This is a genomic window from Dactylosporangium sp. NPDC049742, assembly GCF_040674675.1.
Classification (GTDB): Bacteria; Actinomycetota; Actinomycetes; order Mycobacteriales; family Micromonosporaceae; genus Dactylosporangium; species Dactylosporangium maewongense.
The window spans coordinates 1-13,053 of the sequence record NZ_JBFANF010000039.1; the positions used below are offsets into that span (position 1 = coordinate 1).

Consider the following 13,053-nt stretch of genomic DNA (forward strand, 5'->3'; position numbering starts at 1 on the left):
GCCGGCCGCCCGGCAGCGCCGACAGCGGGCGGCGGGCCGGCGGCCCGTGGTCGCGCTGCTGGACACCGCGCTGGACCCGCACGCGCCCGGCCGGCCGGCGCCGTGGCTCGGCGACCCGGACCCCGGCCCGGACGGTGTCTGGGCCGACGCCGGCCAGTACGGATGGCGGCGCGGCCCGGCCCGGCTCCGGCCGCCGGAGACCGCGTCCTTCCGCAGCATGCCGAAGTGCTTCGGGCACGGCACGTTCTCCGCCGGGCTGATCCGCCAGGTCGCCCCGGACGCGCGGATCCTGTCCGTCCCCGTGGTCGACGACGACGGCACGACCCACATCGACCAGCTCATCAACGCGTTCGGCTGGCTGCACGAGCAGCGGGCCGCCGACCCCACGTTCGTCGACGTCGTGTGCTGCCCCATCACCGTCACCGCCAACCTGCCCGACGACGCCCTCGTGCTCGGCTGGCTGCGGGCGGTGCTCGGCGCGCTCGGCGGGGCCGGCGTGCCGGTCGTGGTGCCCGCGGGCAACGACGGCTCGCCGATGCCGACCTTCCCGGGCGCGTTCACGGCGCTCTCGGTCGCCGGCACGCCGGACGTCCCGGTGGTCACCGTCGGCGCGCTCAACCCGGACGGCAGCGACGCGTACTACAGCAACCATGGCGAATGGGTGCAGGTCCGCCGGCCGGGCTCGGCGCTGATCAGCCTGATGCCGGTGTGGGATGGCGACGAGCAGCCACCGGTCCGCGGCTCGGCGGGCATCGGCGTCGACCCCGACGCGTTCCGCGGCTGGGCCCGGTGGAGCGGCACGTCCTTCGCCTGCGCGCTGCACGCCGGCGAGCTGGCCGCCTTGTGAACACCCACGTGGAGGAGGCGCAGGCAGACCGGTACACGCGACTCGCCGGCTGCCTGGAACGCGCCCGCGGCGGCGACCGGGAGGCGCTCAGGGAGGTCGTCGTCGAGCTGAACCCGACGCTGTGGCACGTGGCGAGGGCCGCCGGCCTGCCGCCCGACGACGCCGAGGACGTGGTGCAGGCGACGTGGCTGGCGTTGCTGCGGCACCTGGACGGCATCCGCTCACCGCAGTCGCTGACCGGCTGGCTCGTCTCCACGACCCGGCACGGCGCGTGGCGGGCCCGCCAGCGCCTGCACGGCAAGCCCGCCGGCGACCCCGACGCGCTCGTCGAGCTGGAGGACCCGGCACCCGGGCCGGTCGAACAGGTCCTCACGGACCAGCGGGACCGGATCCTGCTGCGGCACTTCGCGGAGCTGCCGGAGCGCTGCCGGCGGCTGCTGCGCATCGTCGCCACCGTCCACCGCCCCGACTACACCGAGGTCGGCGAGGCGCTGCTGATGCCGCGCGGCTCGATCGGCCCGACCCGCGGCCGCTGCCTGAACAAGCTGCGCGACCTCCTCCTCGCCGACGCCGCCTGGGACCCGACATGGACGAACTGACCCTCCTGCGCCTGCTCGCCGGCGCCCTCGACCGCACCGACCCGCCACCGGCCGGGCTCGACGACCGTGTCATGTTCGCCCTCGAGGTCGACGCCGTCGACACGGAGATGGCCTGGCTGGAGCGCGAGGTCCTGACCGGCTCCGGCGCCCGGGCCAGCGAGCACAGCCGCACCATCACGTTCGACTCCGCCAGCCTCACCGTGATGATCTCCGTCGTCGAGCGGGCCGACGGCCGGGTCCGGCTCGACGGCTGGCTGGCCCCGCCCGGCCCGCTGCGCGTCGAGCTGCGCGTCGCCGCCCACCCCGACAGCGCCGTCCACGCGGGGGCCGACGGCCGGTTCGTCTTCGACAACGTCCCGCGCGGCCTGGCGCAGCTGGTCGTCCAACCGCCGTCCGGCCCGACCGTCGTGACCCCCGCGCTGGCCCTGTGAGCACGGCAGACGCGCCGCCGCCCGCCGCGCCGCCGGCTGCTTCGGTTGCTGCTGTGTCGGCTGCTTCGGTTGCTGCTGTGTCGGCTGCTTCGGTTGCTGCTGTGTCGGCTGCTTCGGTTGCTGCTGTGCCGGCTGCTTCGGTTGCTGCTGTGCCGGCCGCTTCGCTGGCTGCTGTGCCGGCCGCTTCGCCGTCTGGGCGCCCGGCTGCTTTGCCGGTGGCGCGTGGCCGTGGGGGGCTCGCTGTCGTCGTGGAGCGGGCCGCGGCGCTGCACGACCGGGGGCAGCGGGTCACCGCCGACATGCGTCCCGTCCAGGGCGCCAAGCTGCTGCGGGAGGGCCTGCGCCTGCTCGACCGGCTCCCCGCGGCGGACCAGGCCGGCGCCGCGACCGTCCGGGCGCGGCTGCTGGCGACGCTCGGCTACGCGGAGGTCGACCAGGGCCGCGTCGACGCCGGCCTGCGCCTGCTCGACGAGGCGGAGGAGCTGCTACCCCTGGACGGCCGCGGCGCCGTCTACGGCCAGCGCGGCGTCGTCCTCAGCCGCCTCGGCCGCGACGAGGAGGCGCTGCGGCAGTTCGACGCTGCCGTCGCCGCCCTGCGGTCCGGCAGCGAACCGGAGGCGCTCGCCCGCGCCCTGTACAACCGCGGCAACGTCCACATGGGACTCGCCCGGATGCGGGCGGCCCGCAACGACTTCCAGCGCGCCGTCCGCGTCGCCGAGCGGGCCGGCTTCGACCGCATCATCCCGATGGCCAGGCACAGCCTCGGCTACCTCGATTACCTCAACGGCAACATCCCCGCCGCGCTCGCCGTGTACCGGGAGGTGGCTCCGCGGTACCAGCTGAGCAAACCCGGCATGCTGCCGATCCTCGCGCTGGACAGGGCGCGGGCCCTCACGGCCGCCGGGCTCTTCCGCGACGCCGAGCAGGAGCTGGTCTGGGCCGTCGCGCAGTTCCGCCGGCGGCGGACCGGCCAGGACTACGCGGAGGCGCAGCTCGCCCGCGCCGAGGCCGCCCTCCTGCGCGGCGACCCTTCCGCCGCCCGCGACCTGGCGACCGTCGCGAGAGCTGCGTTCCTGCGCCGCGACAACCACCGCTGGGCCGCGCTGTCGCTGCTGCTGGTCCTGCGCGCCGAGCAGGCCGCGGGCCGTCCCGCCCTCACCGGCCGCGCGGCCGCGCTCGCGTCCACATTGGACGACCTGGGCCTGCGGGAGGACGCGACCGTCGCCCGCCTCGTCGCGGCCAGGTCCTCAGGTACCCTCCCACCGCCGCCACCACGATCCAGCCGCCTCGACACGCGGCTGCTGTGGCACCTCACCCGCAGCGAACTGCTCGACGCGCCCGCCGCCGCCCGGCACCGGGAAGCCGGACTGCGGGAGCTGCAGCGGCACCGCGCCCGGTTCGGCTGCCTCGACCTGCAGACGGGCGCCTCCGCACACGGCCGCGACCTGGCCGCCGCGGGCCTGGCGGCGGCGGTCCGCGACGGCACGCCACGCGACATCTACCGCTGGTCCGAGCTCGCCCGCGCCCAGGCGATGCTCCTGCCACCGGTCCGCCCGCCCACCGACCCGGCCGCGGCCTCCGCCCTGGAGGAACTGCGCCAGGTCCGCGCCGTCCTCCGCCAGGCGGAGCTGGACGGTAGTGTCCGCCCCACCACCCGGGACCGTCCCGGCCGCACGCTGTCCGACCTGCGGCACCGGGAGACGGCCCTGCTGCGCACGATCCGCGAACAGTCCTGGACCGTCTCCGGCCCCGGCACGGCCACCCGGCCCGCGTCGTTCACCGCCGTCTGCGCCGCCCTGGGCCGCACCGCGATGGTCATGTACCTCCGCGACGGCCCGCGCCTGCTAGCACTGACCATTGTGGACGGCCACGCCACCGTCGTCCCGCTCGGCTCCTACGCCGCGGCCGCTGAATCATTGCTGCGCCTGCGCGCCGACCTCGACGCCGCCGCGGGCCGCTCCCTGCCACCGAGGATGGCCGCCGCCCTGGCAACCGCCACCGCCGGCGACGCCGCCACCCTGGCCGGCATCCTGCTCACCCCCGTCCTCGACCGCATCACCGACCGCGCCCTCGTGGTCGTGCCGACCGGCGCCCTGGTAACCGTCCCGTGGGGGCTGTTGCCCGGCTGCACTGGCCGTCCCGTCACCGTCACCCTGTCCGCCACGACATGGCTCGCCGCCCGCTCCCGCCTGCGCCGCTCGGCTACTTCCGCGGTGCCGCTCGCGGGGCCTGGCAACGACCGCGCCGCAGCAGAGCGCCGTGCGATCGCCGCCCTGCACCGCGCCGCGACGGCGCCGACCGGCTCGCCCGCTGCTCGTGCCGCTGCGGCACAGACCGTCTCGGCCGCCGACCATGCCGCTGGGGCGCTGACCGGCTCGGCCGCTGCCCCTGCCGCTGCGGCGCTGACTGGCTCGGCCGCTGCCCCTGCCGCGGCGGTGCTGACCGGCTCGGCCGCTGCCCCTGCCGTTGCGGCGCTGACTGGCTCGGCAGCTGCGCATGCCACGGCGGTGCTGGCTGGCTCGGCCGTCATCTCGGCCGCGATGCCTGGCAACGACCGCATCTCGGCGGAGAGCCATGCGATCGCCGCACCGGACCGGACCGCGCCGCCGGTGACCGGCTCGGCGCTGTTTGCGGAGCCTGGCAACGACCGCGCTTCGGGACCGCCGCACGCGACCGCCGCCCTGGACCAGACCGCGGCGGTGCCGGCCGCCTCGGCCGCTGCCCATGCGGCGGCGGTGCTGACCGGCTCGGCCGTCACCTCGGCCACGGTGCTGCTCGCGGGGCCCGGAAACGACCGCGCCGAGGCTGAGATCCACGCGATCGCCGCCCTGGACCGCGCCGCGACCGTCCTCACCGGCGCGGCCGCCACCCCCGCCGCCGCACTGTCCGCCATGGACGGCGCCGGCATCGCCCACATCGCCGCTCACGGCCACCACGAACCCGACAACCCACTCTTCTCCGCCCTCGACCTCGCCGGCGGCCCGCTCATGGGCTACGACCTCCAACGCCTGACCAAACCCCCGACGATGGTCGTCCTGTCCGCCTGCGACCTCGGCCAGTCCGAGGTCCGCCCGGGCGACGAGACCCTCGGCATGGCCGCCGCCCTCCTCGCCACCGGCACCGCCACGGTCGTCGCCAGCACCAGCCGTGTCGGCGACGAAACGGCCATGGCCACGATGACGGCGTTCCACCGCCACATCCACGCCGGCGCCGACGCCGCGACCGCCCTCGCCGCCGCCACCAAGGACCACCCCGGCCCGTTCGTCTGCCTCGGCGCCGCCTGACCCGCACCCCGACCCGCCGTTCCCCGGCACCAACGAATCAGGTCCCCGCCGCGAGCGACCAGTCGGCGGATCGGCTCCCTGCCGCGGGCGACCGGCCGGCGGATCGGCTCCGTGCTGCGGGCGACCGGCCGGCGGATCAGGTCCAGAACCTCGGCGGCGTCGACGCAGCACCGCGGCCAGCTGTTGCCCGTCCAGCAGGAGACGCCGGCACGCGAAACCATCGAGGCTCGTGCCATCAACGCCACCCAGACCGACGCGCTCAACCAGATCCACTGTCCATCAACGCCAGCACCGGCTGCGGGTCGCATCACGGGCCGAACGGCAGGTTCTCGGCGTCATGGACAAGCAACGCCACCTGCACGCGGTTGTTCAGCTCCAGCTTCGACAGCAGCCGCGACACGTGCCCCTTGGCGGTCGGCACGCTCATACCGAGCTCGGCGCCGATCTCCGCGTTGGTCAGCCCCCGCCCGAGCGCGGCCGCGACCTCCCGCTCCCGCTCGGTCAGCCCCGCGAGCCGCGCCCGTGCCCTGTCCCGCCGCGGCCCGGCATGCGGGTCTGCGACATGGTCGATGAGCCGCCGGATGACCGTGGGGGAGAGGATCGCACCGCCGCCGGCAACGGTCCGCACCGCCTCGATGATCTCCCGCGGCGGCGTGTCCTTCAGCAGAAACCCACTCGCCCCGCCCCGCAGCGCCTCGAGCACATACTCATCCGCGTCGAACGTCGTCAACACCACCACCTGCGGCGCCCCCACCCGCCCCCGAATCCGCTGCGTCGCGACCAGCCCGTCAACGCGCGGCATGCGGATGTCCATGAGCATCACGTCAGGCCAGTGCGCCCCGGCAACGTTGACGGCCTCCGCCCCGTCTCCCGCCTCCGCCACCACCTCGATGTCGGGCGACCCACCCATCAGGATGCGCAACCCAGCCCGCACGAGCGGATCATCGTCCACGATCGCCAACCGAATCGGCCGCTCCACCCCGCCCACCCGCTCCACCCCGCCCGGCTGCTCGGCTCTGCCTGGTTGCTCGGCCACGCTTGGCTGGCCGGGTCCGTCTGGCTGTCCGGTGCCGCTCGGTCGGTCGCCCCCGCTCGGCTGTCCGGCTCCGCTTGGCCGAGGCGGGGTCACGGCGGCCATGGGAGCCAGGCCTGGAGGCGGAACGTGTCGCGGTCGGTGCCGTGCTCGACCCGGCCGCCCGCGAGAGCGACGCGCTCGCGCAGGCCGACGAGGCCCAGGCCCGAGCCCGGAATCGGCGAACGGTGTGCCTGGGCCAGGGCGTTGGTGACCGTGACCCGCAGCTCCGCGCCGGCGGCGCCGTCGAGGCGCACCTGCACCTCGCTGCCCGGGGCGTGCTTGCGGGCGTTCGTCAGGCCCTCCTGCACGAACCGGTACACGGTCCGCCCGAGCATCATGGCCGGGCCGTCCGCCGGTACCGTCGAAATGAAGCCGACCGTCATGCCCGAAGCGCGGGCCGTGTCGACGAGGTCGGGCAGGTCGCCGAGGCCGGGCTGCGGCGGCTCGGGCCGGTCCCGCAGGATCCCGAAGACCGTGCGCAGCTCCTGCAGTGCCTCGTGCGCGCTGCCCCGGATCGCGCCGGCGGCGAGCGCGGTCTCCTCCGGCCGCGCGTCGGTGCGCACCTCGAGCGCCCCCGCGTGCAGGCTGATCAGCGACAGCCGGTGGGCGAGGACGTCGTGCATCTCCCGGGCGATCCGCGTGCGCTCGGTCAGTCGCGCCTGCTCGACCCGCAGGTGCTGCTCGGCCTCGAGACGCGCCGCATGGTCCCGCAGCGACTGGGTCAGCCGCCGGTACGCCCGCACGAACAGCCCCCACCCGACGGCCGCGGCCGTGACCACGGACCGCATCAGCAGGTCGACCCACAGGGGGAACGGCGGGTCGTCCTGCAGCAGGAAGTACACGGCGGCGGTGGCCACGTTGGCCGCGCCGAGCCACAGCACGACCGCCGCCCGATGCCGGACCGCGACCGTGAACAGGGCCACGGTGATCGCCCCGGTCGCCATGACCGACACCGCCCCGAACGGCAGCAGCGCCAGCGCCACCGCGCGCGGATGTCGCCGCCGCGCGACCAACGTGAGGACGCACAGCACGCCGATGCCCACGTCCACCTGCCACGGGATGGCCGCCCCGGGCTTCGTCGCGTCGCCGAGCGGCACCATCAGCGCCCCATACACCGTGGCCAGCCCGATCGCGATCGCGTCGGCCAGCCGATCACGCCGGCGCGTCGACATCTCGTCCCCGGGCCCGGGGACGAGCAGTGCGAACAGCAGCGCCGACATGCACGCAGCCTACGAGCGACACCCGCCGCGGCGGCACCTACCAAAGTCGGGTATCGGTTCCCATAGTTTGGCCGATGCGCCGCCGCGCCGCCCGCGTCAGAGTTGGCCTCAGATCGAAACGGAGGCGACCCGATGTGGCAGCACACACTCACCGCGGTCCGGCGATGCACAGGAACGAGGCGCCGACGCTGGCTGGTCGCGGCCACCCTGCTGGTGGGCGCGGCGGTGGCATTCGGTGTGCCCGACCGCACCTTCGCCGGGATCAGCGACCCGGCGCAGAGTCTGATGTCGGTCACCGTGCCGTTGCTCGGCATCCTGCTCGTCCATGACCTGCACCGCGCAGACATCCGCGCCGGCCTGACTTCGACGCTGCTGGCCGCCGTCCTGGTGGCGGCCGGCGTCGGCGCGCTCGGCGTGCTGTTCTGCGCGACGGGTCTGGCGTTCAAAGCGTCGGCAGGCGCGTGGGAACACGCGGCGACCATCGCGGCCGGCGGCGTGCTGGTGCAGGTGCTCGCCCAGCTGGTCGGCACCGGCATGGAGCTGCTGCTGCGCTCGCCCTGGGCGGCGTTCCCCGCCACGTTCCTGCCGTTCGCGGTGTGGCTCGCGTTGGCTCCCGTCGCCGAGTGGCGTTGGCTCACACCGTACGAGACGGCGCGGCACCTCTTATCCGGCCAGATGAGCACGCAGGCCTGGCTGCAGTGGCTGACCGTCCTGCTGATCTGGGGTGTGGCGCTCAACGTCTTCGGCGCGGTGAGGCACGCCGGTCGCCGCCGCCCAGGAGGGGCCAGCGACGGTTTGAGCGCGACCGGCGCGGCCTGAGAGTCGTGGAACCGGGGCGTGCTGGCCCGCCGAGCAACGGTTAGCGCCTGTACCAGAAGCGCCTGTACCAGAAGGAGGGGGCGAGGCGAGATCCGAGGGGCGTTCGGGGGTGCGTCTTGGTTGTCCGGAGACAGGGGCCGCATCCGGATGATGCGGCGTGCGGCCAGCGCCTGGGCCGGTCCGGCGCGGTGCGCAGGGTCGGCCTGGACGAGCGGCTGGGCCAGCCGTAGCCCGGCATGGGTGGGGCGGGTCCGGCATGGGTGGGGCGGGTCCGGCGCGGGTGCGTTGGGTCGGTGCGGATGGGATGTTTGGGCTCTGGTCGGGCGTGGAGTCGGTCAGGCCATCGGAGCTCGGCATGGGCGGGCTGGTGCGGGGTGTGCTGGGGCGGTGTGGGTGGTTGGGTTCTGGTCGGGTGAGGGGTGGTCTTGCCTTCCAGGTCTGGCGCCCGGGGGAGTTCAGGCTGTCGCGGTCTGGAGTGGGTGGGGCTGGTCTGGTGCGGGGTGTGCTGGGGTGTGTGGGTGGTTGGGCTCTGGTCGGGTGAGGGGTGGTCTTGCCTTCCAGGTCTGGTGCGGGGGAGTTCGGGCTGTTGCGGTCTGGCGTGGGTGGGCTGGGTCCGGTGCGGGGTGTGCTGGGGCGGTGTGGGTGGTTGGGCTCTGGTCGGGGGTGGGGTGGTTCAGGCTGTCGCGGTTCTGGTGTGGGTGGGGTCGGGTTCGGTGCAGGGTGTGCTGGGTTGACCACGGCGGTGAGCGTGGTTCGGTTGCCGGTGTGGGTGGGGTGTTGGGCTCCGGTTGGACGTGAGGTAGTCGATGCCGATGCCGATGCCGATGCCGATGCCGATGCCGATGCCGATGCCGATGCCGATGCCGATGCGGTGCGGTGCGGTGCGGTGTGGAGCTGTGTGGAGCGGTGCGATGCGGTGCGGTGTGGAGCGGTGCGGTGTGGAGCGGGGGTTAGGGGGTCACGTTCAGGAAGCGGTGGGCCAGGCGGGTGCAGGCGGCGCGTAGTTCTGGGGGGTCGATGACCTGGAGGTCGGCGTCGAATCTGGCTACGGAGGCGGCGAGGGACATCCAGGACCAGGACTCGAGGGTCAGGCGGCACTGGTCGGGGCTGAGTTCTTCGACGACGCCGTCGCGGGTGTACTGGGCGACCGTTGCGGCTGGCAGGTCCAGGATCACCACGCCGCGGCAGGTGTTGCGGTGGAAGGTGCCGGTGACGAATGCGGCGACGTCGCCGCCGGGGAGGGTGCGTGGCGTGAATCGTGGGCCGTTCGGGGTGCGCAGGGTGATTCGGTCGGCGCGGAAGATGCGCCAGTCATTCCTGTCGAGGTCCCAGCCGACCAGGTACCAGCGGCCGTCCCAGGTTACGACGTGGTGAGGTTCGACTCGGCGTGTGCCGCGGTCGGCGTAGTCGAAGCGTAGGACCTCCCGTGCGTGTGCGGCGGCGCTGAGTGCCATGAGTGCGTCGCCGCCAACAGAAGCCGAAGCCGGGGCCGGAGCCGAAGCGGACGAAGAAGAGGCGGCGGAAGAGGTCGGACGGGCGACGGCGGTGACGTGCAGGGCGTCGATCCGGTGGCGTAGTCGCGCGGGCATGACCTGCCTGACGGTGTGCAGCGCCCGCGCGGCGGCCTCGGCGGTGCCGTTGCCGGGGGTGGTCGCGGCCACCTGCAGCGCGATGCTCAACGCGACGGCCTGCTCGTCGTCGAACAGCAGCGGCGGCAGCTCGGTGCCGGCGCCGAGCCGGTAACCGCCGTCGGGGCCCTTGAGCGCCACGATCGGGTAGCCGAGCTCCCGCAGGCGGTCCACGTCCCGGCGCACCGTCCGCAGGCTGACCTCGAGCCGCTCGGCGAGCAGCAGCCCCGGCCAGTCCCGCCGCGTCTGCAGCAGCGACAGCAGGGCGAGCAGGCGGGCGGACGTCTTCGGCATGAGATCCATCTTGCCCGGCAAAGGTGCCACAACCTGGCACCTACCGCTGGCAGCCTCGGGTCCACAGCGAAACAAACACGAGGAGCTACGATGAGCATCATCACGACCACGCACCTGAACTTCCGCGGCGACGCCAGGCAGGCGCTGGAGTTCTACCAGTCCGCCTTCGGCGGCGAGATCGTCCTCGTCCCCCACGCCGACGACGTGGAGCACGTCATGTGGGGGCAGGTCCGGGCGGACAACGGCTTCCACGTCATGGCCTACGACGTGCCCGCCGCGCTGTCGTACGACGCCGGCGACAAGCCCGTCTTCGTCTCGGTCCGCGGCACCGATGCCGACGAGATCACCGCCTACTGGAAGGCGCTGTCCAGCGGCGCGACGATCGTCCAGGACCTCGCGCCGTCCGGTTGGTCGCCGCTGTACGGCATGCTCAAGGACCGCTTCGGCGTCACCTGGGTCCTCGACGTGGCCTGACCCACATCCACGGGTCCGCCGGCACGGACCACCCGTGCCGGCGGGCCGCAGAGCAAACGGAGCCGCATGCGCCCGAACCTGTTCACCGTCGACCTGCCCGGGCCGGACAGCGTCAGTACCATGGCGAAACCGCGCGGCGGGGACTGGCTCGCGGACGAGATGGCCGCCCTGCGCGGGGCCGGCGTCAGTGTGCTGGTGTGCGCGCTGACCGCCGAGGAACTGGCCGAGGTCGACCTCGCCGGCGAGCCCCGGGCGGCCGGCGACGCGGGCCTGGAGTTCGTGGCCGTCCCTATCCCGGACCGCGGCGTGCCGGCGCCCGAGGCGGTCCTGCCCGAGCTGCGGCGCCTCGCCGGCCTGGTCCGCGCGGGCGGGCACGTGGTGACGCACTGCCGGTTCGGGATCGGGCGCTCGGCCATGCTCGCCGCCGGCATCCTGGCCCTCAACGGCGTCCCGCCCGCACTCGCCTGGCAGCGCCTGGAGGACGCGCGCGGCGTGCCCGTCCCCGACACCCCTGACCAGCGGACCTGGCCGGACGCGCTGCTAGTGGTGGACGGGACGCGGTGACGGCCGGGCTGACCGTCGGCCGGGTGCTGCACCGCACGGGCAAGTCGCTGGTGACCGCCGGCAGCTACCGAGGGGTGCCGGTGGTCGTGAAGACGATCACGACGGACGACGCGTTCTGGGTGGAGCGGCGGCGGCGTGAGCTGGCCGCCTGCCGGTGGTTCGGGGAGCCGGAGGTGCTGTGGGCCGACGACCGGGTGATGGTGCTCAGGGCGCTGCCCGGCGCCCGCCTGCACGAGGAGCGCCATCTCGACCGGGATCTCGATGCGGCGACGGTACGGGCGGTGCTCACGACCCTCCGGCAGGTGGGCGAGCGGACCCCACCGCCGGACCTCGACCCACAGGACCCGGCGGGGGAGTGCCTGCGACGGATCGAGCGGGAGTTCGACCGGGACACGCGGGACCGCCTCCGCCCACTCGTCGAGCAGGCGGGCGAGGCGGTGTTCGCGCACGGCGACCCGATCCCCACCAACATCCTGGTGCACGAGGGTTCCGCGGCCCTGGTGGACTGGGAGCTCAGCGGCCGCTTCCTGCCCGGCTACGACCTGGCCGTGCTGTACACGGTCGGCGCCGCCGCCGCGCCCACCCTGGCCGCCGCCATCGACGCCGAGGTGCGCGACCGCGGCCTGACGCCGCCGTTCACCGTCAACCTGGGCCTGCTGCTGTCCCGCGAGATCCGCATGCATCGGGCGCTGGAGCCCGGGCCGGTGCGGCACCAGCGGCTCGCCACCCTCGACCAGCACACCGCGGCCTGGCGCGAGCGGCTGCGGGCGGCCACCTGAAAGAACGGGCGGCCACCTGAAAGAACGGGCGGCCACCTGAAAGGCGTCAGGTGCGGGCACGGGCGCGCAGGTGGGACAGGATCTCGACGATGGCCGGCGGAATCCGGGGCTGGCGGCGGTGCAGGGCGGCCATGGTGACGACCGTGGTGTCGCCGCGCAGGGGCCTGGTGACGATGAGGCCGGCGCGTTCGAGCGGGTCGCCGTGCACGCTGTAGTCGGGCAGGACGGTGAGGCCGATGCCCTCGGCGACCATCATCTTGCCCATCTCCGCGCCGTCGGTGGAGTGCCAGCGGCTCGGCAGGTCGGCGCCGAAGAGGCGGTGGGCGAAGCGGTGCATGAGGTAGCCCGCGCGCATGGCGACGAAGCGCTCGGCGCGCAGGTCGTCGACGGTGACCTCGGCGCCGGCGGTGAGCGGGTGGCCGGCGGGCAGGACGGCGGCGGGCCGGCCGGTGAGCAGCGGGGTCGCCTCGAGGTCGGGTGGCACGTCGTCGCCGTCGAGGAGGTTGACGAGGCCCAGGTCGAGGGTGCCCTCGGCGAGTGACACGTGGATCTCGTCCTGCTGGAGGTTGCGGACCTCGACCACGGCGGCGCTGTCGGCGGCCTGGAAGGCGCGCACGGCCGGCAGGACGAGGGCGGCGGTGCCGGCGTTGACGGTGCCGATGCGCAGCAGCCGCCGGCTGGTCCGCTGGTTGCCGGCGGCGGCCTTGAGCCGGTCCACGGCCTCCAGGACGTCGACGATCGGCTGCAGCAGCTCCTGACCCGCGGCGCTGATCCGGGCGCCCGAGCGGCGCCGGTCCAGCAGCCGCACGCCCAGCTCCTGTTCGAGCTTGCGGACCGCCTCGCTCAGCGCCGGCTGCGACACGTGCAGCTCCTCGCCGGCACGGCGCAGGGAGCCGTGCCGGGTCACCGCGGCCAGGTACGTGAGCTGCTCGATCCGCATACGCACTCCAAACGTGGATGGGGGGATCGGCAACGCCTTCCACCCGGGGTCTTGCGCGTCAATACCCTACTAAGTCTATAGTATTTACAGAGAAACAAG

At 74.2% G+C, this 13,053-nt stretch carries 12 protein-coding genes; 8 read left to right on the forward strand and 4 right to left on the reverse strand.

Features of this window, described 5'->3' with window-relative positions:
• The 4 genes from AB0J72_RS36760 to AB0J72_RS36775 all read left to right on the forward strand — a co-directional run.
• Nucleotides 1-847: S8/S53 family peptidase (locus AB0J72_RS36760; RefSeq protein ID WP_363407221.1), on the forward strand; the 847-nt coding region annotated here is incomplete at its 5' end.
• Nucleotides 844-1,446, forward strand: coding sequence for a sigma-70 family RNA polymerase sigma factor (locus tag AB0J72_RS36765; protein WP_363407224.1), 603 nt, complete (start codon nucleotides 844-846; stop codon nucleotides 1,444-1,446). The genes AB0J72_RS36760 and AB0J72_RS36765, both read left to right, overlap by 4 nt.
• Nucleotides 1,434-1,877 (forward strand): hypothetical protein, encoded by a 444-nt coding sequence (locus tag AB0J72_RS36770; RefSeq protein WP_344499450.1) that lies wholly within the window; start codon nucleotides 1,434-1,436, stop codon nucleotides 1,875-1,877. The genes AB0J72_RS36765 and AB0J72_RS36770 overlap by 13 nt, the downstream gene beginning before the upstream one ends.
• A 248-nt stretch (nucleotides 1,878-2,125) precedes the next feature.
• Nucleotides 2,126-5,161: a CHAT domain-containing protein gene (locus AB0J72_RS36775; RefSeq protein ID WP_363407228.1), complete on the forward strand. Its 3,036-nt coding sequence runs from the start codon at nucleotides 2,126-2,128 to the stop codon at nucleotides 5,159-5,161.
• 307 nt (nucleotides 5,162-5,468) lie between these two features.
• Here the strand turns inward: AB0J72_RS36775 and AB0J72_RS36780 are convergent, their stop codons facing one another.
• Both AB0J72_RS36780 and AB0J72_RS36785 read right to left on the reverse strand, forming a co-directional pair.
• Nucleotides 5,469-6,299: a response regulator transcription factor gene (locus AB0J72_RS36780; RefSeq protein ID WP_363407231.1), complete on the reverse strand. Its 831-nt coding sequence runs from the start codon at nucleotides 6,297-6,299 to the stop codon at nucleotides 5,469-5,471.
• A complete protein-coding gene (locus AB0J72_RS36785) occupies nucleotides 6,287-7,456 on the reverse strand; it encodes a histidine kinase (protein ID WP_363407234.1) in 1,170 nt (389 codons plus the stop codon). The genes AB0J72_RS36780 and AB0J72_RS36785 overlap by 13 nt, the downstream gene beginning before the upstream one ends.
• Nucleotides 7,457-7,681: 225 nt before the next feature.
• Between AB0J72_RS36785 and AB0J72_RS36790 the strand changes: the two genes are divergently transcribed.
• On the forward strand, nucleotides 7,682-8,275 hold the full coding sequence (locus tag AB0J72_RS36790; RefSeq protein WP_363407237.1) for a hypothetical protein: 594 nt from the start codon (nucleotides 7,682-7,684) through the stop codon (nucleotides 8,273-8,275).
• Nucleotides 8,276-9,225: 950 nt separating this feature from the next.
• Here the strand turns inward: AB0J72_RS36790 and AB0J72_RS36795 are convergent.
• Entirely contained in the window at nucleotides 9,226-10,197 is a 972-nt protein-coding gene (locus AB0J72_RS36795; protein ID WP_363407240.1) for a WYL domain-containing protein, read from the reverse strand.
• A gap of 90 nt (nucleotides 10,198-10,287) precedes the next feature.
• On the opposite strand from AB0J72_RS36795, the gene AB0J72_RS36800 reads away from it, so the two are divergent.
• The 3 genes from AB0J72_RS36800 (at nucleotide 10,288) to AB0J72_RS36810 (ending at nucleotide 12,014) form a co-directional block, all read left to right on the forward strand.
• Nucleotides 10,288-10,671 carry a VOC family protein gene (locus AB0J72_RS36800; protein WP_363407243.1) on the forward strand — a complete coding sequence of 128 codons (384 nt, stop codon included), beginning with the start codon at nucleotides 10,288-10,290 and terminating at the stop codon, nucleotides 10,669-10,671.
• A 66-nt stretch (nucleotides 10,672-10,737) separates the two neighbouring features.
• Nucleotides 10,738-11,235 carry a tyrosine protein phosphatase gene (locus AB0J72_RS36805; protein ID WP_363407246.1) on the forward strand — a complete coding sequence of 166 codons (498 nt, stop codon included), beginning with the start codon at nucleotides 10,738-10,740 and terminating at the stop codon, nucleotides 11,233-11,235.
• Nucleotides 11,232-12,014, forward strand: a complete 783-nt coding sequence (locus tag AB0J72_RS36810; RefSeq protein WP_363407249.1) for a phosphotransferase — start codon at nucleotides 11,232-11,234, stop codon at nucleotides 12,012-12,014. Before AB0J72_RS36805 ends, AB0J72_RS36810 begins: the two co-directional genes overlap by 4 nt.
• A 46-nt stretch (nucleotides 12,015-12,060) precedes the next feature.
• Here the strand turns inward: AB0J72_RS36810 and AB0J72_RS36815 are convergent, their stop codons facing one another.
• Entirely contained in the window at nucleotides 12,061-12,954 is an 894-nt protein-coding gene (locus AB0J72_RS36815) for a LysR family transcriptional regulator (RefSeq protein ID WP_363407252.1), read from the reverse strand.
• Between the last annotated feature and the right edge of the window lie 99 nt (nucleotides 12,955-13,053).